The 20,636-nt window shown below is 73.7% G+C and carries 16 protein-coding genes and 1 pseudogene; 10 read left to right on the top strand and 7 right to left on the bottom strand.

Annotation, left to right across the window (positions count from 1 at the left end):
• Positions 1-71: 71 nt before the first annotated feature.
• A pseudogene (locus ABT084_RS27830) lies at positions 72-857 on the bottom strand (DMT family transporter); the annotation flags it as partial.
• 303 nt (positions 858-1,160) lie between these two features.
• Here ABT084_RS27830 and ABT084_RS27825 point away from each other — a divergent pair.
• The 3 genes from ABT084_RS27825 to ABT084_RS27815 all read left to right on the top strand — a co-directional run bounded on the left by ABT084_RS27825 (position 1,161) and on the right by ABT084_RS27815 (position 4,333).
• Entirely contained in the window at positions 1,161-2,624 is a 1,464-nt protein-coding gene (locus ABT084_RS27825; protein WP_351049391.1) for an SDR family NAD(P)-dependent oxidoreductase, read from the top strand.
• 364 nt (positions 2,625-2,988) lie between these two features.
• Complete coding sequence (locus tag ABT084_RS27820; RefSeq protein WP_351049388.1) at positions 2,989-3,165, top strand: hypothetical protein; 177 nt, start codon at positions 2,989-2,991, stop codon at positions 3,163-3,165.
• Positions 3,166-3,349: 184 nt separating this feature from the next.
• Positions 3,350-4,333, top strand: coding sequence for an NAD-dependent epimerase/dehydratase family protein (locus ABT084_RS27815; protein ID WP_351049386.1), 984 nt, complete (start codon positions 3,350-3,352; stop codon positions 4,331-4,333).
• On the opposite strand, the gene ABT084_RS27810 is transcribed toward ABT084_RS27815, so the two are convergent.
• From ABT084_RS27810 to ABT084_RS27800, 3 genes are read right to left on the bottom strand one after another with little or no spacing between them, the layout of a single operon-like run.
• Positions 4,322-5,800: a lipase maturation factor family protein gene (locus tag ABT084_RS27810; RefSeq protein WP_351049383.1), complete on the bottom strand. Its 1,479-nt coding sequence runs from the start codon at positions 5,798-5,800 to the stop codon at positions 4,322-4,324. The genes ABT084_RS27815 and ABT084_RS27810 overlap by 12 nt on opposite strands.
• A 26-nt stretch (positions 5,801-5,826) precedes the next feature.
• Positions 5,827-6,390, bottom strand: a complete 564-nt coding sequence (locus ABT084_RS27805; protein ID WP_351049380.1) for a DUF1990 domain-containing protein — start codon at positions 6,388-6,390, stop codon at positions 5,827-5,829.
• Complete coding sequence (locus ABT084_RS27800) at positions 6,387-7,208, bottom strand: YndJ family protein (RefSeq protein WP_351049378.1); 822 nt, start codon at positions 7,206-7,208, stop codon at positions 6,387-6,389. The genes ABT084_RS27805 and ABT084_RS27800 overlap by 4 nt, the downstream gene beginning before the upstream one ends.
• Before the next feature lie 212 nt (positions 7,209-7,420).
• Between ABT084_RS27800 and ABT084_RS27795 the strand changes: the two genes are divergently transcribed.
• From ABT084_RS27795 to ABT084_RS27775, 5 genes are all read left to right on the top strand, one after another.
• Complete coding sequence (locus tag ABT084_RS27795) at positions 7,421-8,770, top strand: DUF6777 domain-containing protein (RefSeq protein WP_351049375.1); 1,350 nt, start codon at positions 7,421-7,423, stop codon at positions 8,768-8,770.
• Between the two features lie 94 nt (positions 8,771-8,864).
• Positions 8,865-10,838: a SpoIIE family protein phosphatase gene (locus tag ABT084_RS27790; protein WP_351049454.1), complete on the top strand. Its 1,974-nt coding sequence runs from the start codon at positions 8,865-8,867 to the stop codon at positions 10,836-10,838.
• A 206-nt stretch (positions 10,839-11,044) separates the two neighbouring features.
• A complete protein-coding gene (locus ABT084_RS27785) occupies positions 11,045-12,295 on the top strand; it encodes a tetratricopeptide repeat protein (RefSeq protein WP_351049372.1) in 1,251 nt (416 codons plus the stop codon).
• Between the two features lie 20 nt (positions 12,296-12,315).
• Positions 12,316-13,179 carry an Fpg/Nei family DNA glycosylase gene (locus ABT084_RS27780; RefSeq protein WP_351049369.1) on the top strand — a complete coding sequence of 288 codons (864 nt, stop codon included), beginning with the start codon at positions 12,316-12,318 and terminating at the stop codon, positions 13,177-13,179.
• Positions 13,180-13,220: 41 nt separating this feature from the next.
• Positions 13,221-13,643, top strand: a complete 423-nt coding sequence (locus ABT084_RS27775; RefSeq protein WP_351049366.1) for a hypothetical protein — start codon at positions 13,221-13,223, stop codon at positions 13,641-13,643.
• Positions 13,644-13,711: 68 nt separating this feature from the next.
• Here the strand turns inward: ABT084_RS27775 and ABT084_RS27770 are convergent, their stop codons facing one another.
• Entirely contained in the window at positions 13,712-14,212 is a 501-nt protein-coding gene (locus ABT084_RS27770; protein ID WP_351049363.1) for a hypothetical protein, read from the bottom strand.
• 185 nt (positions 14,213-14,397) lie between these two features.
• Positions 14,398-14,937, bottom strand: coding sequence for a sigma-70 family RNA polymerase sigma factor (locus ABT084_RS27765; RefSeq protein WP_351049360.1), 540 nt, complete (start codon positions 14,935-14,937; stop codon positions 14,398-14,400).
• Between the two features lie 292 nt (positions 14,938-15,229).
• Between ABT084_RS27765 and ABT084_RS27760 the strand changes: the two genes are divergently transcribed.
• Entirely contained in the window at positions 15,230-16,465 is a 1,236-nt protein-coding gene (locus ABT084_RS27760; protein WP_351049357.1) for a CapA family protein, read from the top strand.
• 89 nt (positions 16,466-16,554) lie between these two features.
• Here ABT084_RS27760 and ABT084_RS27755 read toward each other — a convergent pair whose 3' ends face one another.
• Positions 16,555-17,016 carry a universal stress protein gene (locus ABT084_RS27755; protein WP_351049354.1) on the bottom strand — a complete coding sequence of 154 codons (462 nt, stop codon included), beginning with the start codon at positions 17,014-17,016 and terminating at the stop codon, positions 16,555-16,557.
• Positions 17,017-17,076: 60 nt separating this feature from the next.
• Here ABT084_RS27755 and lysX point away from each other — a divergent pair, with 60 nt between their 5' ends.
• Positions 17,077-20,376 carry a bifunctional lysylphosphatidylglycerol synthetase/lysine--tRNA ligase LysX gene (gene lysX / locus ABT084_RS27750; RefSeq protein ID WP_351049351.1) on the top strand — a complete coding sequence of 1,100 codons (3,300 nt, stop codon included), beginning with the start codon at positions 17,077-17,079 and terminating at the stop codon, positions 20,374-20,376.
• Positions 20,377-20,636: the final 260 nt, after the last annotated feature.

Below are 20,636 nucleotides of genomic sequence, written 5' to 3'. Positions count from 1 at the left end.
GCGGGGACGGCGGTGGATGAGACCCGCGTGTGCGGCGGCACGACCGTGAGCAGGACCAGGCCGGCCGCCGCGACCGCGGCGCTCAGCATCGCGGCCAGCGTGCCGAGGGCGCCGTAGCGGAAGCCCTCGTCGAACAGCGAGATGCCGACGCTCGCCGCGACCACCGGATTGACCACGGTCACCGTGGCCAGCGGCGCCGTGAGCCCGGCGCCGCGGTAGGCGGCCTGGGACAGCAGCAGTCCGGCCGCCGCGAGCGCGGCGATCGCGACCAGTTGCGAGGACTGGCCGAGCAGGGCGCCCTGTTCGACGCCTTCCGCCACCGACTTGGTGAACACCGAACCCATGCCGAAGGCCGTACCGGCCGCCGTCGCCAGCAGCACGCTGCGCAGCACCGTCCGCCGGACCCGGCGGGCCGCGAGGAAGAGGGCCGCCGACAGCCCGGCCGTCAGGGCCAGCAGCAGCGTGCGCTCCCCGCCCGAGAGGGTCTGCTCGGCGCCGCCGTCACCGCCGGTCAGGGCCAGCAGACCGGCCAGACCCGCCGTGGCCAGCACCGCGCCGCGCCAGGCGGCCGAGCCCGCCCGGCGGCCGACGAAGACCGCGGCCATCGGCAGGGCGAAGACGATCGTGAGCGCTCCGAGCGGCTGGACCAGGCTCAACGGGCCGTACGCCAGGGCCACCACGTGCAGCAGCGCACCCAGCCCGTTCAGCGCCACGGCCAGCCACCAGCCACCCCTGGCCAGCGGCGCGTACGGCCGCCCGGGGCTGCTTTCCGCCACCCGCTCCTGCACGATCGCGCCGGCCGCGTAGGCGAGCGCGGAGATCAAGCAGAGGAGGACTGACAGGGCTAGGGCACTCATGTGGGCCACAATGCCCGGTCCGGCTTGAGTATTCCTCGTCCCACAGGTGGTGATCGTCCGTACTCCGCGAGTAGTACACGCGTAGCAAAGATGTAGTCCGTGAGTAGTGTCGGAACGGCAGGTCGCCCCGTCGGCGGAGGCCTGATCCAGCCCCTTCACGCACATAACGTGATGATCCGAGCGCGACCCGTGAGGCGGGCGGCAGCGGGTTTGGTTCCGGGCGCGTCGGATCCGTACAGTTCTCCTTTTGAGGAGTTCGCGGCACGCGGACGCGGACGAGTTGATCGAGGAACGGCAACGGCCATGACGGTGACCGAAGACATCCAGACGTACGGCCCGGGCATCGACCCCGAGCGCCTGGCGGTCTGCCTCGCAGTGCTCGACGAGCTGGACAAGCTGGACGTCGATCACCCCGACGCCGTCACCGTACGCCGTGCGACCGCCGGCATCTACCGCACGGTCAAGCAGCGCCGCCGCCAGGACCGCCGCGCCTTCAAGACGGCCAACGACAAGGCCGTCACCGAGGCGACCGCGACCGGCTCCGCCGAACGCATCGACGACGAGACCCAGGGCAACGCCCTGAGCACCGCCACCCGCGGCCCCATCGCCGGGATACTCCAGCGCCCGCGCTCCTGCTACGTCTGCAAGACGCGCTACGTCGAGGTCGACGCCTTCTACCACCAGCTCTGCCAGGACTGCGCCGCCTTCAACCGCGCGCGCCGCGACGCCCGCACCGACCTCACCGGCCGCCGCGCCCTGCTCACCGGCGGCCGGGCCAAGATCGGCATGTACATCGCGCTGCGGCTGCTGCGCGACGGCGCCCACACCACCATCACCACGCGCTTCCCGAACGACGCGGTCCGCCGCTTCAAGGCGATGCCCGACAGCCACGAGTGGCTGCACCGCCTGAAGATCGTTGGCATCGACCTGCGCGACCCGGCGCAGGTCGTGGCGCTCGCCGACTCGGTGGCGTCCGAGGGCCCCCTCGACATCCTGATCAACAACGCCGCGCAGACCGTACGCCGCTCCCCGGGCGCGTACAGCGAACTGGTCGCCGCCGAGAACGCCCCGCTGCCCGCCGGCGAACTGCCCGCCTCCGAGGTCATCGGCACCTTCGGCAGCGGCACCGTCGACCGGGTCGCCGCCCTGCCCACGGGCAACGGGGAGAAGCTCAGCGCCCAGGACGTCACCGAACTGGCCCTGGTCTCCGGCTCGGCCTCGCTGGAGCGCATCGCCGCCGGTACCGCCATCGACGCGGGCGGCCTGGTCCCGGACCTGCACGACACCAACAGCTGGATCCAGACGGTGTCCGAGGTGGACCCGATCGAGCTCCTCGAAGTCCAGCTCTGCAACTCCACCGCGCCGTTCATCCTGATCAGCAAGCTGCGCCCGGCCATGGCCGCGGCCGCCGCCGAGCGCCGCTACGTGGTCAACGTCTCCGCGATGGAAGGCGTCTTCGGCCGGGGCTACAAGGGCGCGGGTCACCCGCACACCAACATGGCGAAGGCCGCGCTGAACATGCTGACGCGCACCAGCGCCCAGGAGATGTTCCAGAAGGACCGGATCCTGATGACCGCGGTCGACACCGGCTGGATCACCGACGAGCGCCCGCACCCGGACAAGGTCCGGCTCGCGGAGGAGGGCTTCCACGCCCCGCTCGACCTGGTCGACGGCGCGGCCCGGGTCTACGACCCGATCGTCCGCGGCGAGGCCGGCGAGGACCTGTTCGGCGTCTTCCTCAAGGACTACGCGCCCGGCAACTGGTAGCCCGCCCGCTTCCCCGCCTCCCCGTTCCCGCCCGTTCCGCCGCCCCGCGGCGGACGCGATGAGCCCCGGCCCCCTCCCCAGGGGACCGGGGCTCACTCGTTCGGCGCAGCCGTCCCCTTCGTCACACAGGAGGACCCGGGCGTACACGGCCCTGGAATTCCGGGGGAAATCAAGAGCTTCAAAGTGGATTTTACCTTTCCATCGAGCGCGGCCCCGCTCATATGTGTACCCTGAAGCACACGGACGGCCCCACCAGGGCAACGCTCCGTATCGAGAGCCATGGCGCCACCGCGTCCGGATGTCCTTTTTTCCCTGCCCGGCAGCGGTACGCCCGCCGGGTTACGCGACACAAAAGGAGTGCGCGGTGACACCAGAACTGACCAAGCGTGACCAGGGCCTGATGGAGCGGACGGATTACCGCTCCCGCATCCGCTCGGACGAGCTGGGGACCCTGGAGGTGTGGGCCAGGTCCGCGCCGATCCGGCTCGCCGGGTACGAAGAGGACCTGGCGGAACCGCACATCCTGCCCGGCATCGACTGACCGTCCCGGCCCCGCCCCGTGCCGTGCCCCCGCGCCGATCCGGCGGCGGGGGCACCGTGCGGCCCGGCCCGGCCCCGAGCGTCCGCCCGCCCGGCCGAGTTCCCGAAGGGCCTACGCCGACAGCGTCATCGCTGTCGGCGATCACCGGTTCCCGCGGCCCCTCCCGCCGGGCAGGCTGACCGGTATGAAGCTGCTGATGCTGGGCGGGACCGAATTCGTGGGCCGGGCGATCACCGAGGACGCGCTGAAGCGGGGCTGGGAGGTCACCGTCTTCCACCGGGGGCGGCACGAAGCCCCGCCCGGGGTCGACTCCCTCCACGGCGACCGCACCGAACCCGGCGGGCTCGATGCCCTCGCCGAGGGGGAGTGGGACCTCGTCGTCGACACCTGGGGCGGCGCCCCCGTCGCCGTCCGCGACACCGCGCGCCTGCTGCACGGGCGGGTCGGGCACTACACGTACATATCCAGCCGTTCCGTCTACGCCTACCCCTCACCCCCCGGCCTGGGCGAGGACGCCCCGGTGGTCGAGGGCTCGCCCGACGCCGAGGCCGTGGACTACGCCCAGGACAAGCGCGGCGGCGAGCTGGCCGCCCTCGCCGCCTTCGGCGAGGAACACGCGCTGCTGGTGCGCGCCGGCCTGATCCTCGGGCCCTACGAGAACGTCGGGCGGCTGCCCTGGTGGCTGGGCCGCGCGGCGCGCGGCGGAGCGATGCTGGCGCCGGGACCGCGCGAGCTCCGACTCCAGTACATCGACGTGCGCGACCTCGCGCGCTGGACCCTCGACGCGGCGCGGGACGGGCGCGGGGGAGCGTACAACCTCGCCTCGCCGCTCGGACACGCCACCATGGGTACCTTCCTCGAATCCGTCGCGGCCGTCACGGGCGGCGGCGCGGAGCTGCGGTGGACCGCTCCGGGGGTGATCGAGGACGCCGGGCTGGAGCCGTGGACCGAGCTGCCCGTCTGGCTGCCGGAGGGCGAGCTGCACGACTACATGTTCGGCGGCGACGTCTCCAAGGCCCTGGCCGCCGGCCTGGTGTGCCGCCCGATCGAGGAGACCGTGGCCGACACCTGGAGCTGGCTCCAGGGGATCGGCGGGGTGGCCCCGCAGCGCCCGGACCGGCCCGCCAAGGGCATCAGCGCGGAGCGGGAGGCGGCCCTACTGGCCTGAGCGGTGCTCCGCCGGGCCCGGACCGTGCTCCGTGTGCGTCCCCGGGCCGGGCCCGGAGAGCCGGGTGGGCGGCAGGTACTCGCGCAGGAGCCGGCGCTGCCACCACTCACCCGTCGCGCGCAGTTCCCGCCGGGTGCTGAACCGGTAGCGGTACAGCCGGGCCCGGACGTAGCGCGGCGGGGCGTCCGGGAACGGGTTGTGCCCGAGGAGGCGCAGCGTGTCCCGGTCGCCCGCCAGCAGCCGCTCCACGAAGGGCCCGAACCAGTCGCGGGCGTAGCCGGGCGAGAGCGCCGCGAACCACATCAGCCAGTCCAGGCGCAGGTGGTACGGCGCGAACTGGCGCGGCATCCGGTCCGGCCGCCCCGGCTTGCCCTTGAAGCCGTACTCCCGCCACGCGCCGTCCCGGTGCGGGGCGGGATCCGCGGTCCCCTCCACCACCACCTCGTCCCGGATCCGCCCCACGGTCCCGAACGCCCCGTAGCTGTTGACCAGATGGAGCGCGTCGAAGGAGCGGTTCATCACCTGGCGCCGCGAGAGCAGGTTGCGGACGGGATTCCTGCTGAGCACCAGCACCAGCGCGGTGAGCGCGCACACCAGGACCACGTACCAGAGCGGGCCCGCGCGCCCCGCGGCGGCGGGCGGCGGTCCGGCGAGCCCCGTGAAGTCGACGGCCGAGAGCGCGAGCGCGATCGTCAGCCAGTTCAGCCACGCGAAGTTTCCCGACAGGACCAGCCACAGCTGGGTGCCCGCGATCACCCCCGCCGCCACGGACGCCACCGGCTGCGGAGTGAACAGCAGGACGGGCACCAGGAGTTGGGTGACGTGATTCGCGGCGCACTCCACCCGGTGCACCGGCCGCGGCAGCCGGTGGAAGAACCAGCTCAGCGGCCCGGGCATCGGCTGCGTCTCGTGGTGGAAGTACAGGCAGGTCAGCCGCCGCCAGCACGGATCGCCGCGCATCTTGATCAGCCCCGCCCCGAACTCCACCCGGAAGACCACCCAGCGCAGCAGCCACAGCACGAGCACCGGCGGACCCACCCGGGCGTTGCCGAGGAACACCGCGAGGAAGCCCACCTCCAGCAGCAGCGATTCCCAGCCGAAGGAGTACCAGGTCTGTCCGACGTTCACGACCGACAGGTACAGCGCCCACAGCACCGCCCACATCGCCATCGCCGCGCCCAGCGGGACGGCGTCCCCCGCGCCCGCCGCGAGCGCCGCCGACAGCGCCGCCCCGAACCAGGCGCAGCCGGCGAAGAGCCGGTCGGAGTAGCGCAGTTGGAACAGGCTGGGCGCCCGCCGGAACGGCACGAACCGGACGTAGCGGGGGACCGGGAGCATCCCGTGGGCGCCGATCAGCGCCCGGAACTGCAGGGCGGCCCCGGCGAAGGCGAGGACATAGACGCCCGCCAGGGCCCGCTGGAAGACCAGCCGGCCGAGCCAGTACCCGGGCGCCGTGAACCAGTCCATCGCCTCCAGTATCGGGCGCCCCCGGATCAGCCGCGCGCCACCAGCGCGCGCAGGCCGCGCCCCAGCAGCCGGGCGTAGCCGCGCTGGAGCACCGGGACCAGCGGACCGGCGAGCCGGGTGTACCAGGCGGCCGGGCGGCTGAACGCGGTGACCGAGAACCAGACCGACCCGTCCGCGGCCAGCTCCACCAGGAATGCCTCCTCACCGCACTCGGGATGCCCGTCGAGGGTCCCGTAGGCGAACCCCACCCGGGCCGGTTCGTACGCCGTCCAGATCACCTCGCACGGCGCGTCGATCCGCAGCGGTCCGAAGCCGATGCCGACCTCGACCCGGCCGCCCGGCCGCACGGCGCCGTGTTCGGCGCGGACCCGCATCCCCGTGGCGCGGTGCAGCCGGAAGGTGGTGACGGCGGCGCCCGCCGTCTCGAAGGCGGCCCGGCCGCGGCCGATCAGGACCCGGTGGTGCAGGTGGTGGTACCCGTCGGGCAGCGGCCGTCGCCGGGTCGCGCCGCGGTCGGGGTAGTTGACCCCCTCCGGCCGGTCGGGCGCGTGCGACTGCCGACGGGCGCCCTCGCTGATGATCCGGGTCATGACGCGTTCTCCTTCAGACGGCGCCAGGCCAGCACCGAGCACAGTGCGAAGCCGAGGGCGTTTCCGAGGCCGTGGGTGGCGGCCATCCAGGTCACGGTGGGGTGCGGGATCCCGCTCGCCTCGCCCAGCGCCCACCACAGCGCCAGCAGCATGGTGACGACCAGCACCCCGGCCGAGGTGGCGAGCAGCGCCCGCGTGCCCCCGTCGCGCGCCCCGGGCCGGATCTCCCGCCAGGTCAGCAGGGCCACCGCCCACATCCCCGAGGTGAGGACGACCGCCCCCACGAGCTCTGCCCAGTCGTCGACGAAGTAGCCGACGAGCACCAGCAGGGTGCCGCCCGGGACGCTGCACGCCGCCCAGCGCGCCCACGGACCGGGCGCGGCGGCCCGGCACACCAGCCCGGCGACCAGGGCCGCGGTGAACCCGGCGAAGTGGAAGTGCGGCACCGTCAGGGTCAGGATGTCCAGGTCGAAGCCGAAGAGCCGGTGTCCGGTCCGTTCGGCGACCAGCGCGGCCCCCGCGACGGAGGGGGTGACGAGCGCGGTGAGCACCGCGATCTCGGGCGGAGCGAGCGAGCGGGTGCGCAGCAGCCGGGCCGGTGTCCGCAGGGCGAGCGCGACGGTGGCCGCCGCGTAGAGCGCGGCGAGCGTGCCCGCGAGCGGGCCGCGGGGGAGCCACAGGCAGACGGCTCCCGGGGTGGCGAGCAGGGGCCACCACCGGGCGGTGGCGCGCAGCCTGACCGGGTCGATCAGGCGCAGCCCGGCGGGAACGACGTAGAGCATGCCCAGGGTGACGATGAGATGCACCAGTGCCGCCACCGCGGGCCGCCTTCCCCCGTACGGTCGAACGCATTGAACGCGTTCAACTCACGGGGGTGAGCCTAGGGGGTCTCTTGAACATGTTCAATACCGAGGCGGGTTCACCCGGTCGCCCGTGACGCTCCGGTGCGGCTCCGTGACGCTCCGCTTGCGACACCCCCGGGCATGCGGCAGACAGGAGGGGAGCAACAGGGGCTACCAGGGAGAACCTCGTGACGGATCAGCACGTACCGCACCCTCCGCCGCGCCGGGCGTCCCCCGCGCCGTCCCGCCATCCGTCCTCCCCTCCGTCCCCCCGGCCGCCGCGCCGGCACGCTCCGGCGGGCGCCGCCCTCATCGCCGCCCTCGGCCTGCTCGCCGCGGCCTGCGGTGGCCCCGCCGACCGCTCGGGCGCCCCCGCGGCCGCCCCCGAGAGCCAGGACGTCCTGCTCCAGCCGGTCGGCTCCGCGGGCCCGGACCCCTTCAGCCCCTCCACCGCGACGGCGGAGTCCGCACCGCTGCAACCGCCCGTCCCCAACGCGACCGGCGAGGGCATCCGCACCGTCGGCGGATCCACCCCCGGCCTGTACGGGGGCACCCAGCGGCTCGGCAGCTGCGACGTCGAACGCCAGGTCGGCCTGCTCACCTCCGACGACGCGAAGGCGGCCGCCTTCGCCGAGGCCTCCGGCATCGAACGGCCGAAGGTCACGGAATTCCTGCGCGGCCTCACCCCCGTCGTGCTGCGCGCCGACACCCGGGTGACGAGCCACGGCTTCAAGGACGGCCGCGCCACCGGCTTCCAGGGCGTCCTCCAGGCCGGCACCGCCGTCCTCGTCGACAACCACGGGATGCCCCGGGTCCGCTGCGCCTGCGGGAACCCGCTCCAGTCCCCGCGCGCCGCCAACGGCGCCCCGGTACCCAAGGGCGATCCGTGGCACGGCTTCGATCCCCACCAGGTCATCGTGATCGAACCGACCGTCCAGGTCCTCGCGGGCCTGGTCATCGCGAACACCGCCGACAACAGCTGGATCGAGCGCAAGACCGGCGACGACGGCGCCCAGGACAAGAGCCCCGAGGTGCCGCCCCCGTACGACCCGGCCGACGGCATCCCGCCCGCCGATCAGCCGAGCCCGGCCGCCCCCGCCTCGCCCGGGCAGCCCTGCCTCGCCCCGGACCCCCACAGCCTCGCGCGCACCACCCCGCCGACGGCGCCCCCGTCCTCCGCCCCGCCGCAGACGGGCCTGCCCGACTGCCCGCCCTCCGGGCCCGCCACGGACCCGTCGGTCCCGGACACCGCGCATCCGCCGGCCCCGTCCAATCCGCCGGCCCCGCCGAATCCCCCCGGCTCGCCGGTCCGGCCCGACCGGGCGAATCCGCCCACCGCCCCGCAGCCCCCGAACCCGCCCTCCACCGACCCGCTGCCCTCCGAGGTCCCGCCGGACCCGCCGCCGCTCCCCGACGGGCCGAGCGTGTCGCCGTACGACCCCTCCGCGCCCGCCGACCCCTTCGGCCCCGTCGACCCCTACGCGGTTCCGGGGCAGAACGGCACCCCGGATCCGGGGTACTCGTTGGAGAGCGTCTGACCCGCTCGTGTGTCATGGTGGACCGGTGCCGAGCACCGTATCGCTGCCCGACGACTGGCCCGCACACCCGGACCGGTCGCTCTCCCTGAACCGCATGGGCAGCTTCGACTGGGACCTGGTCACCGGACTCATGCACATGGACCCGCCCGCCCTCGACGTCTTCGACACCCTCGCCGAGGACTACGACGAGCGGCCGGAGTCCCTTGCGCCCCGGGTCCCGCCGGCCGAGGCCGTCCGGCTGGACGCGCTCGTCTCCAGCGCCCTCAAGAGCGGCCTGGAGAGCTACGGCGCCTACTTCCGCATCCGCTGCCGCGACGGCCGGCTGCGCTGGACCCACACCCAGGGCCGGGTGATGCGCGACCGGGAGGGGCGCCCGTACCGCATCATCGGCATCGTCCGGGACGCGACCGAGGAGCTGAGCCACTCCGCCGAACGCCTCGGCCTGGACGAGGAACGCCGCCGCCAGACCTCCGTGGTCGAGGGCACCACCGCGGCCCTCGCGCACGCGCGCACCGTGCAGGACGTCATCGACGCCCTCAGCGACGCGCACGGCCTGGAGCGCCTCGGCACCATGGGCATGGTCATGGGGCTGGTCGAGGCGGGCCGCATCCACCTGGTCGCCGAGGGGCCCGAGGGCAGCTTCGTCCCCGGCACCCGCTACACGCGCGTCGACGAGCAGTACCCGATGAGCGAGGTGGTCCGCTCGCTCCAGCCGCGGTTCATCGACTCCGAGGCGGAGTTCGCCGAGTCCTACCCCGAGCTCTGGTCGAAGATCTCCTACATGCGGATCTCGGCGGCCGCCTATCTGCCGCTGATCGCCCAGGCCCGCCCGATCGGTGCCATCGGGCTCCTCTACCAGGACAAGGACGGCTTCACCCAGGACGAGCGGAACCTGCTCGTCGCCCTCGGCAGCAGCATCGCCCAGAGCCTCCAGCGCGCGATGCTGCTGGAACAGGAACACGACCTCGCCGAGGGCCTCCAGCAGGCGATGCTGCCGCGCCGGATCCCGGCCGTGCCGGGGGCGGAGATCGCGGTGCGCTACCGCTCCGCCCGGATGGGGCGCGACATCGGCGGCGACTGGTACGACGTCATCCCGCTGCCCGGCGGCCGGGTCGGCGCCGTCATCGGCGACGTACAGGGACACGACACGCACGCGGCGGCCGTGATGGGCCAGCTCCGCATCGTGCTGCGCGCCTACGCCGCCGAAGGACACGCCCCCGCCACCGTGATCGCCCGGGCCTCCGTCTTCCTCCACGAGCTGGACACCGACCGCTTCGCCACCTGCACCTACGTCGAGGCCGACCTGTCCACCGGGGTGCTCCAGCTGGTCCGCGCGGGCCACCTCGACCCGCTGCTGCGCGGCCGCGACGGGGACTGCCGCAGGCTCCCGGTGCAGGGCGGGATGCCGCTCGGCCTCTCGGCGGAGTTCGGCCGGCTGGAGTATCCGGTGACCACGGTGGAACTGGACCACGGGGAAACGCTTCTCCTGTGCACCGACGGCCTGGTCGAACAGCCCGGCGCCGACCTCGACGACGGGATCCGGCACCTCGCCGCGATGGTCCGCTCCGGCCCGGCCGACCTGCAGCTGCTCGCCGACCGGCTGGTCGGGGTCGCCGACGAGCGGGGCGACGACGACGTCGCCCTCCTGCTGCTGCGCCGGCAGGCCGAGGACGCCCCGCAGGCGGGCGGCCGGCTCCAGCAGCACGTGGCCCCCGGCGACCCCGAAGGCCTCGTCTCCGCCCGGCACATGATCGGCGCGGCCGTCCGGGCCTGGGGCGCCGGGGTGCGCGGGGACGAGATCGAACTCGTCGCGGACGAGCTGATCGTGAACGCCCTGATGCACACCGACGGCCCCGCGATCGTCACCCTGCGCGTCCTGACCGGCCCCGACCGCCGCATCCGCGTCGAGGTCGAGGACCGCTCCAGCGCCCTCCCGCGCCGCCGGGAAGCGGGCGACTCCGGGGTGTCGGGCCGCGGCCTGATGCTGGTCGACCGGCTCGCGGACGCCTGGGGCGTGGAATCCCGGGGCGGCGGCAAGTGCGTGTGGTGCGAGTTCGTGATGACGTGACGGCGACCCGGTACGGCGGCCGTGGCGCCCGTACCGGAGCGTGGATCCGGACGGTGACCGCGCGGCGACGATCCGGAAGGGGAACCGGAACCGGCGACGGGCGGGGAACCGCAACCGGCGTCGACGGGGAACCGGAACGGGCCCCGGCGCCGAAGGGGTCCAAAGCCCGTTGCGGCACGCCGCGGCGGTGACGCAGGATCGACGCGATGACTACCGCCACGCACGATGTCCGCCGGTCGCTGAAGGCCGGAGATCTGCCCGGAGCCGTCCGGGCCCTGCGGCCGCACGCCGAGACCGCCTCACCGGCCGAACTCGCCAAGGCCACCCGCGCCCTCGCGGACGCCGCCGGGTTCGCCGACCTCGCCCGGGCCGCGAAGACCGCCGCCAAGAACCCCCGGGACCCGCAGGCGCTCTACGACTTCGGCTACGCCTGCGTCGAACGCGGCGTGTCCTTCCTCGCCGTCGCCCCGCTGCGCCAGGCGCTCGCGATCCAGCCCGACTCCCGCAAGCTCCTCGCCGAGCTGGTCTCGGCCCTCGAGGACGGCCACCGCCACGCGGAGGCCGCCTGCCTGCTCGCCGCGCGCGGCGAGCGCCTGCCCGCCTGGCCCGAGACCTACCTCCTGGTCCACAACACCCTGTGCGCGGGGGACTTCGAAGGTGCCCGCGCCGCCGCGATACGGCTGCCCGCCCCGGAGGACGAGAACTGGCTCGGGGCCCACGGCCGCCAGCGCCGCATGCTGGGCCGCGCCGAGCTCGCGCGCGCGGCCGGTCCGCTCGACGGCCGGGACCTGCGCGGCTGGCACTTCGCGCTCACCGGCGCGCTGCTGGGCACCCTTTCCCCGTACGGCTACGGCGCCGGAATGACCGGCCGCTACGCCTTCCTCGGCGACCGTCCCGAACTGGCCCGGCGCGGCCTGGACCGCCTCGCCCTCGCCCTGGCCGCCGCCGGACAGCGCCCGACGAGCGTCTCGCTGCTCCCCGGCCGCGCCGACCGGATCCTCGGCCTGGCCGCGGCGGGCGTGCTCGGGCTGCCCGCCGTGACCTACGATCCGGCCCGCCAGGACACCGTCGTCGTCGCCTACGACCTGAACGCCTGCGACCCCGCCCTCACCGCCACCCTGCGCGGCCGCGCCACCGGCCAGGTCCTGCACGAGCACCTCACCTGCTGGACCGCTCCGCCCGCGGTGAGCGCCGACTTCAGCGCGGTGCTCTGCCAGTACGCCATCGCCCCCTGGGCGGCCCACGGCGACCGGCCCGCGGACGAGCGCCCCGAGGAGCAGATCGCGGCCGACATCATCGGCGCCGACACCACCCCCGACGAGGGCGACGGGCAGACCCCGGCCGACCGGGACGAGGCGTTCCGGGCCTACGCCGCCGCCGTGGCCCCCGGCTGGCTCGGCGGCGCACGCGACCGCGCGCCCTCGCCCGGGCCGGTCCCCGGCTCGCGGTTCGGCTGAGCGCACGGCACCCTGGGAGGATGCCGGAGCTGCCCGAGGTCGAGGCCCTCAGGGAGTTTCTCGACGAGCATCTGACCGGGCGGGTGGTCGAGCGCGTCCTCCCGCTCAACGTCAGCGTGCTCAAGACCTACGATCCCCCGCTCACCGCCCTCGAAGGGCGCCCCGCGGGAGCCACCGCCCGCCGCGGCAAGTTCCTCGCGCTGCGGATCGGCGAGCTGTACCTGGTCACCCACCTCGCCCGGGCCGGCTGGCTGCGCTGGCACGACACCTTTCCCGCGCAGCCCCCGCGGCCCAGCGGCAAGAGCCCGCTCGCGCTGCGCGTCGTGCTCGAGGGCGGGGGCGGCTTCGACCTCACCGAGGCGGGCACGCAGAAACGGCTCGCGGTGTACGTCGTCCACGACCCGGAGGAGGTCCCGGGCATCGCCCGGCTCGGGCCGGACCCGCTCGACGAGGACTTCGGACGGGCGGAGTTCGCGGCGCTGCTGGCGGGGGAGCGGCGTCAGCTCAAGGGGTTCCTGCGCGACCAGAGCGTCCTCGCGGGGATCGGTAACGCCTACAGCGACGAAATCCTGCACTTCGCCCGGATGTCACCCTTCAAACTCGCCTCCTCCCTCGACGAGACCCAGGTGACCCACCTCTACGAGGCCGTCCGGGCCACCCTGCGCGAGGCGCTGGCCCGCACGCACGGCGTGGCCGCCGGGAGCCTGAAGGCCGAGAAGAAGAGCGGGCTGCGCGTGCACGGCCGGACCGGCGAGCCGTGCCCGGTGTGCGGGGACACCGTCCGCTCGGTGTCCTTCGCGGACTCCTCGCTCCAGTACTGCCCCACCTGCCAGACCCAGGGCAAGCCGCTCGCCGACCGGCGTCTGTCCCGCCTGCTCAAATAGCCCCTCGGCCGCGCGGCGCGCCCCCTACACTGGCCCGCACCATGCCCGAAGACGAGCAGCCCCGGCAGCCCCCCGCCCCGCCCGGATCGCGCCGGGAGGCCGTCACCGGCGTGGCCCGCGGTGCGCGCAGACGGCCGCCCGCGCACACTCCCGCGCGCTCGGAGATCTCCCAGCAGACCTCGCTCGGTGCCACTTACGTACGGGCCTTGATGCGCAGTCAGCTGCGGGCCGCGCTGGCCGCTCTCACGGCGTTGCTGCTGCTCGTCGGGACGCTGCCGCTGGTGTTCTCCCTGCCGCACGCCGACTCGGGTCCGCTGGTGTGGGTCGGGCTGGGGGCGGTGGTGTACCCGGTGATGTGGCTGATCGCGCGCCGGTACGTCGTACGCGCCGAACGCAACGAGGCGGACTTCACCGGGCTGGTCACCGAGCCGGACGGGACGCCCGCGCCGGACTCCGCGCGATGACACCGCGCGGTGACGCCGGTCGGTGACGCCGGGCGATGACTCCACGCGCTGACTGCGCGCCCGTGTGTTCAGAACAGGTGCATCGCCAGATGCCCCAGGGGCAGGCCCAGTTGCCAGGCCGGGGTCCACACCCGGATGTTCTCGTCGAGCCCCGGCGGGATCTGCTCCGGGTCGTGCCGTCCCGGGTCGAGGTTGGTGGCGAACAGCTCGGTCCGCTCCAGCCAGCTCCACGCGTCCCGGGCCAGCTCCAGGTCGGGATCCTCGCCCTGGCCGCGCTCCCGGGCCTCCTCGCCCAGCTGGAGGAAGCGGGTCTGCACCCAGTCCCGCCAGGGATGGCCGTACGCCGTCAGGGAGAGCCACTCGTCGAGCTGCGAGACCACCCGGATCCCGGAGAGCTCACCCGCCGCGTCCGAGAGGTAGATCGTCAGCGCCAGGGTGTCCCGCCCGGCCCGGAATTCCAGGGTGCTGACCGGGATCAGCCGCCCCGTGCGCAGCAGTTCGTCCGCGATGTACTCGGCGTAGAGCCACGCCATGGGCACCGCGAGCCCGCCGTCACTGGTGCCGTTCATACCCTCGGGCTGCACCGTTCCACCCTCTCCCGCGCGTCGAGCTTCCCGTCGTCAGTCTGAGCCTTGCCCCCGAGGCTCGCAGGACGGGCGACGTTTACTCAACTTGAACGGTTTGGGGCTGAATTACATGTGCTCCGCGCCCTGTCCGGTCATTCCTTGAGCGGTTCTCGGCCAGTTCGTCGGCCTCACGCGCCGAGCCCGTACCCGTATCCCTGGAGGCCCTTGCGCAGGGCCCGCAGGGCGTAGAACGTACGGGACTTGACGGTGCCGGCCGGTATGCCCAGCTCCTCGGCGGCCTCGGCGACCGACCGGTCGCGGAAGTAGACCTGCATCAGCACCTCGCGGTGCTCCGGGCCCAGGCTGCCCACCGCCCGGCGGACGTCGATCGCGGTGACCGAGCTGGAGACCCCGTCCTGGTGGGCGGGCGTCTGGTCCAGGCCCTCCGGTTCCACTTCCTGCGGGCGCGAGAGGCGGGCCCGGCGCGCGTCGATCGCGAGCCGCCGCCCGACGGTGAACAGCCAGGGCCGCATGGAGGCGTGGGGGCTCTCCAGCACCTCCGGGTGCTGCCAGGCCCGCACCAGGGTTTCCTGCACCAGGTCCTCGGCGCGCTGGGCGTCGCCGTTGCAGAGGCCGAGGAGGAATCCGAACAGAGCCCGTCCGTGCTCGCGCTGGAGTTCGGCGAGTGCCTCGGGGTCGGTGCGGCAGAGTGTGGGGGAGGGGGACACCGGACGGCTCCTTCCGGGGTGGGTGCGGATCGACATGACCACCCTGACCTGCGGCGGGCCGCCCGGGAACCATCGGGTGGCGCTGCTGCGCCCAAGCACCCCGGCCGTCCGGTGGGCGGCCCGCCTCGGCGGTGAACGGTCGAACGGCGCGGTGAACGGCAGGCCGCCGGCGAGGGCGGAGCGCCGCCGGGAGGGTGAGTGCGGGGGCCCGGGCGGAGGGGCTCCTTGACTTGGCACGTCTCCCCTTAAGGATTCAGGTCATCAGATAGTCCTATGAATGGGAGCCGAGCTGATGACCAAGCGCACGCGGCGGGCCGTAGCGGTCCTGTCGGCCGTCCTGCTGTCGGCCGCGGCCGCGGCGGGCTGCTCGGGCAAGCAGGGAGCCACCCCGGCCCGGCTCGGCGACTCCCGGAGCCCGCGGGCGGCCGGTGCGACGGGCGGCCCCGGCTCGCCGGGCACCGCGGGGACCGCGGGGACCACGGGGGCCGCGGGCAAGGGCTTCACCCTGGTCGCGAGCGGCGACGTACTCCCGCACACCTCGATCATCAACGCCGCCGCCACCGGGGGCGGCGGCTACGACTTCAAGCCGATGTTCTCGGGTGTCAAGGACCTCGTCACCGCCGCCGACCTGGCGATCTGCCACAGCGAGACGGTCTACGGCGAGGATGGCGGGCCCTTCACCGGCTACCCGGACTTCACGTCCCCGCCGCAGGTCGCCGACGGCCTCAAGGACGCCGGGTACGACGGCTGCTCGACCGCCTCGAACCACACCCTGGACGACGGCGGCGACGGGCTGAAGCGGACCCTGGACACCTTCGACAAGGTCGGCCTCAAACACGCCGGTTCGGCCCGGACGGCCGCCGAGGCGGCCACCGTGACGACGTACACGGCGGGCAGCGCCAAGGTCGCCCACCTCGCCTACACCTACGACACCAACGGCCACCCGATGCCCGAAGGGCAGCCCTGGGCGGTCAACCTGATGGAAGAGGAGAAGATCATCGCCGACGCCCGGGCGGCCCGGAAGGCGGGCGCGGACGTGGTGCTGGTCAGCCTGCACTGGGGCACCGAATGGCAGACCGCGCCGGACGAGCGCCAGCTCACCCTCGGCAAGGCGCTCACCGCCTCCATGAGCGGCGGCCGCCCCGACATCGACATGATCCTCGGCACGCACGCGCACATCCCGCAGGCGTACGAGAAGGTCAACGGCACCTGGATCATCTACGGCATGGGCGACCAGATCGCCGGGGAGATGTTCAACGACGAGGGCGACCACGATCTGCGCGGCAACTACGGCTCGATCGGCCGCTTCACCTTCGCGCCCCCGGCGGCCCCCGGGCAGCGCTGGCGCGTCACCAAGGCCGAGTACGTCCCGCAGATGATGGACCTCGGGGCGGGCAAGGTCGTGAACCTCCCGGCGGGCCTGGCCAAGGACCCCGACCACGCGGCGTACAAGAACGCCGAGGACGCGATCAGCGAGGCGGTCCTCAGCCGCGGCGCGGCGAAGGACGGCCTGACGATGGGCAAGTAGCCCGGGCCGGGGCCCGGCGAACGCCCGGGCCCCGGCCGCCACCGGGGGAAGCGGCCCGGGCCCCGTGGCGGGTCCCGCCACGGGCCCCGCTACGGCACCACCGTCACCGGCCAGCGGCCCGCCTTCACCAGCCGCACCGCCACCGACCCGATGATCCGGTGCCCGGCCTGCTCGGAGGCCCCGACGACCACCGCGTCCGCGGTCAGCTCCTCGGCGGCGCTCACCAGGCCCGCGTACGGATCGCCGCGGAAGGTGTGGAACTGCCAGCGCACCTCGAAGATGCCCTTGAGGCGCTCCGCGGACTCCCGGATCTCCGCCACGATCCCCTCCGCGATCTCCGCGGTGGTACCGGCCACCGGAACGCCCATCGCCGCCCCGGCCGGCATCACCGGCTGGACGTACACCAGCGCCAGGAGGGCGTTCTGGCGCCGGGCCAGCCCGGCCGCGTACGCCGCCGCGCGCAGCGACGACTCCGATCCGTCAACTCCGGCGAGGATCACCTTCGGGCCGTCGGTACCCCGCTCGAACCCCGCGCTCACGTGCTCTGTCACGTCACCGAGGTTAGTTCGTTCGGCGCGCGGACCGCCGCGCGCCTCCCTACAGTGCGAACCATGAGTGCCACCGTGGAGGAGACCCGCGGGACCCGGAACCGCTTCCTGAACCGGGTGCCCGACGGATTCGGTGCGTTCTTCGGAACGCTCGGCCTGGTCTGCGCCGTGCTGGCGCTGTCGCCGACGCTGCGGCGGCTGCTGCGGCCCGTGGTGCGCTTCCTCGACCTCTACGTGGTCCCGGTCAGCGAGAACCTCGCGTACGCCGTGTTCCTCTTCCTGCTCGCCGCCGCCCTCGGCACCCGCAAGAAGGTCGCCTGGTGGATCGTCGTCACCTATCTGGCCCTGCTGCTCCTGGTCGACGTACTGATCCTCGCGCAGGGGGACTACTGGGTCTCCATCGTCTCGGGCGTCATCGCCGTCGCCGCGCTGGTGCTGCTGATCGCCGCCCGCAACGAGTTCTACGCCGCCTCCCGGCCCGGCGCCCTGTGGCGGGCCCTGCTCGTCCTCGGGCTCGGGCTGCTCGCCGCGGTCTTCCTCGGCTGGGGGCTCGTCGCGATCTTCCCCGGGACCCTGCCCAAGGGCCAGTGGCTGGACTGGGCCGCCAAGCAGGTCTTCGGCGGACTCTTCTCGGCCCGCCAGTTCGACGGCCACCCGCCCCGGCCCCTCTACTTCTTCCTCGGCCTCTTCGGCGCCCTCGCCCTGCTGAACGCCGCCTCCACCCTCTTCCGCTCGCAGCGCATGACCGCGGCCCTGCACGGCGACGAGGAACCGCGCATCCGGGCGCTGCTCGGCGCCTACGGGCGCAACGACTCGCTGGGCTACTTCGCCACGCGCCGGGACAAGGCCGTCGTCTTCGCCCCCAACGGCAAGGCCGCCGTCACCTACCGCGTCGAGGCCGGCGTCTGCCTGGCCAGCGGCGACCCCGTCGGCGACCCCGGGGCGTGGACCCCCGCCATCGACGCCTGGCTCGCCGTCGCCCGCCGCCACGGCTGGCAGCCCGCCGTGATGGGCGCCTCCGAGGACGGCGCGACCGCCTTCGCCCGCTCGGGCCTCGGCGCCCTCCAGCTCGGCGACGAGGCGATCCTGCACGTCGCCCACTTCGACCTCGACGGCCGCGACATGCGGGTCACCCGGCAGGCCGTCAACCGGGTCCGGCGCGCGGGCGCCAGTACCGTCATCCGCCGCCACTCCGCCCTCACCGACGAGGAGATGCAGCGGATCGTGGACCGCGCCGACACGTGGCGCGACACCGAGACCGAGCGCGGCTTCTCCATGGCGCTCGACCGGCTCGGCGACCCCGCCGACGGGGACTGCCTGCTCGTCGAGGCCTTCGACGCCCAGGGCGAACTCATCGCCCTGCTGTCCTTCGTCCCCTGGGGCAAGGACGGCATCTCCCTCGACCTGATGCGCCGCGACCGCGCGGCCCCCAACGGGGTCATGGAGTTCATGGTCGCGGAACTGTGCGCGGCCGCCCCCAAGCTCGGAGTCCGCCGGATCTCCCTCAACTTCGCCGTCTTCCGCTCCGCCTTCGAGGAGGGCGGCCGGATCGGCGCGGGCCCGATCCTCAAGCTGTGGCGCAAGCTCCTGCTGTTCTTCTCCAAGTGGTGGCAGCTGGAAGCCCTGTACCGGTCCAACGTCAAGTACGGACCCGAGTGGTACCCGCGGTTCCTGTGCTACCAGGACGCGGGCTCGCTCGCCCGGGTCAGCCTGGCGTCCGGCATCGCCGAGGGCTTCGTCTCCGTACCGAGCCTGCGCACCCTGTGGGGCAAGGGGCACGCCAAGGGCGTCACGGCCCCCGCCACCACCGCGGGCCTCCCCTCGATCGCCTCCCTCAACCTCGAGGCCGTGGGGGAGGAGGGCCGGGGCGGCGCCGAGCGACTGCCCGAACAGGTCCGCGTCCGCCACCGCAAGCTGGCCCGGATCCGCGCGGAGGGCACAGACCCCTACCCGGTCGGCATCCGCCAGCGCACTCACACCGCCGCGCGGCTGCGCGCCGAGCACCCCGGCCACCCGCCCGGCGCGCGGACCGGCGAACAGGTCACCCTCGCCGGACGCGTGATGGTCGTGCGCGACCTCGGAGGCGTGGTCTTCGCGGTGCTCCGGGACTGGACCGGGGACGTCCAGCTGATGTTCACGCGGGACGAGGCCGGAACCGACGTACTGGGCACCTTCACCTCCCAGGTGGACTTCGGCGACCACGTCGTCGCCAGCGGCGAGGTCGGCAGCAGCAGGAGCGGCGAACTCTCCGTCGTCGTCGGCTCCTGGCAGCTCACCGGCAAGTGCCTGCGCCCGCTGCCCGACAAGCGCAAGGGCCTGGCCGACCCCGAGGCCCGGGTCCGCCGGCGCTACCTCGACCTGGTGGCCAGCCCCGAGGCGCGCGAGGTCGTCCGGGCGCGCTCGACCGCCGTACAGGCCCTGCGCCAGGGGCTGCTGGAGCGCGGCTACCTCGAGGTCGAGACCCCGATGCTCCAGCAGATCCACGGCGGCGCCAACGCCCGCCCTTTCCGCACCCACATCAACGCCTACGACATGGACCTCTACCTGCGCATCGCCCCCGAGCTCTACCTCAAACGGCTGTGCGTCGGCGGCATGGAACGGGTCTTCGAGATGGGCCGCACCTTCCGCAACGAAGGCGTCTCCTACAAGCACAACCCCGAGTTCACGATGCTGGAGGCCTACCAGGCCTTCGCCGACTACGACGTCATGCTCGACCTCACCCGGGAACTGATCCAGGGGGCCGCGACCGCCGCCTTCGGCTCCCCGATCGCGCACAAGGCGGGCCCCGACGGCAGCCTCGTCGTCCACGACATCTCCGGAGCCTGGCCGGTGAAGACGATGTACGGGGCGATCAGCGAGGCGCTCGGGGAGGAAGTCGACGCGGACACCGGCGAGGTGACGCTGCGCCGGCACTGCGACCGGGCCGGGGTGCCGCACACGCCGGAGAACACGCGCGGCGACGTGGTCCTGGAGATGTACGAGCGGCTGGTGGAGGAGAGGACCCTGCTCCCCACCTTCTACAAGGACTTCCCGACGGACGTCTCACCGCTCACCCGCCAGCACCGCGAGGACCCCCGGCTCGCCGAGCGCTGGGACCTGGTCGCCTTCGGTACGGAGCTGGGCACCGCCTACTCGGAACTGACCGACCCGGTCGAGCAGCGGCGCAGGCTCACCGCCCAGTCGCTGCTGGCGGCGGGCGGCGACCCGGAGGCGATGGAGATCGACAACGACTTCCTGGACGCGCTGGAGTACGCGATGCCGCCCACCGGAGGACTGGGCATCGGGGTCGACCGGCTCGTCATGTTCCTCACCGGTCTGACGATCCGCGAGACCCTTCCGTTCCCGCTGGTGCGCCGGAGCTGAACCGGCGGCCCGGCGACAGGGCCGCGGCGGCACGGCTGATCGGGTGAGCGGGCCCTCGCGGCCCCGCGTCCCCCGGTGACTTCGGCGAGGTCGGTTGATACGTAGTAGTAATGAAAACTGACGAGCCGACAGTAGGGCGACGCCTGCTCCTGCGCACCGCCGTCTTCCTCGGGATCGCCGGCGGCGCCGCCGGCCTGTTCGCCGAAGAGGAGGGCTGACCCCTGACCCCTGACCCCAGACCCGTGCCCCGTGACCTGTAA

Origin of the sequence: Streptomyces sp. NPDC002138 (assembly GCF_040296485.1) — a bacterium.
GTDB lineage: Bacteria > Actinomycetota > Actinomycetes > Streptomycetales > Streptomycetaceae > Streptomyces.
This window is presented reverse-complemented; position numbering and strand designations above follow the sequence as displayed.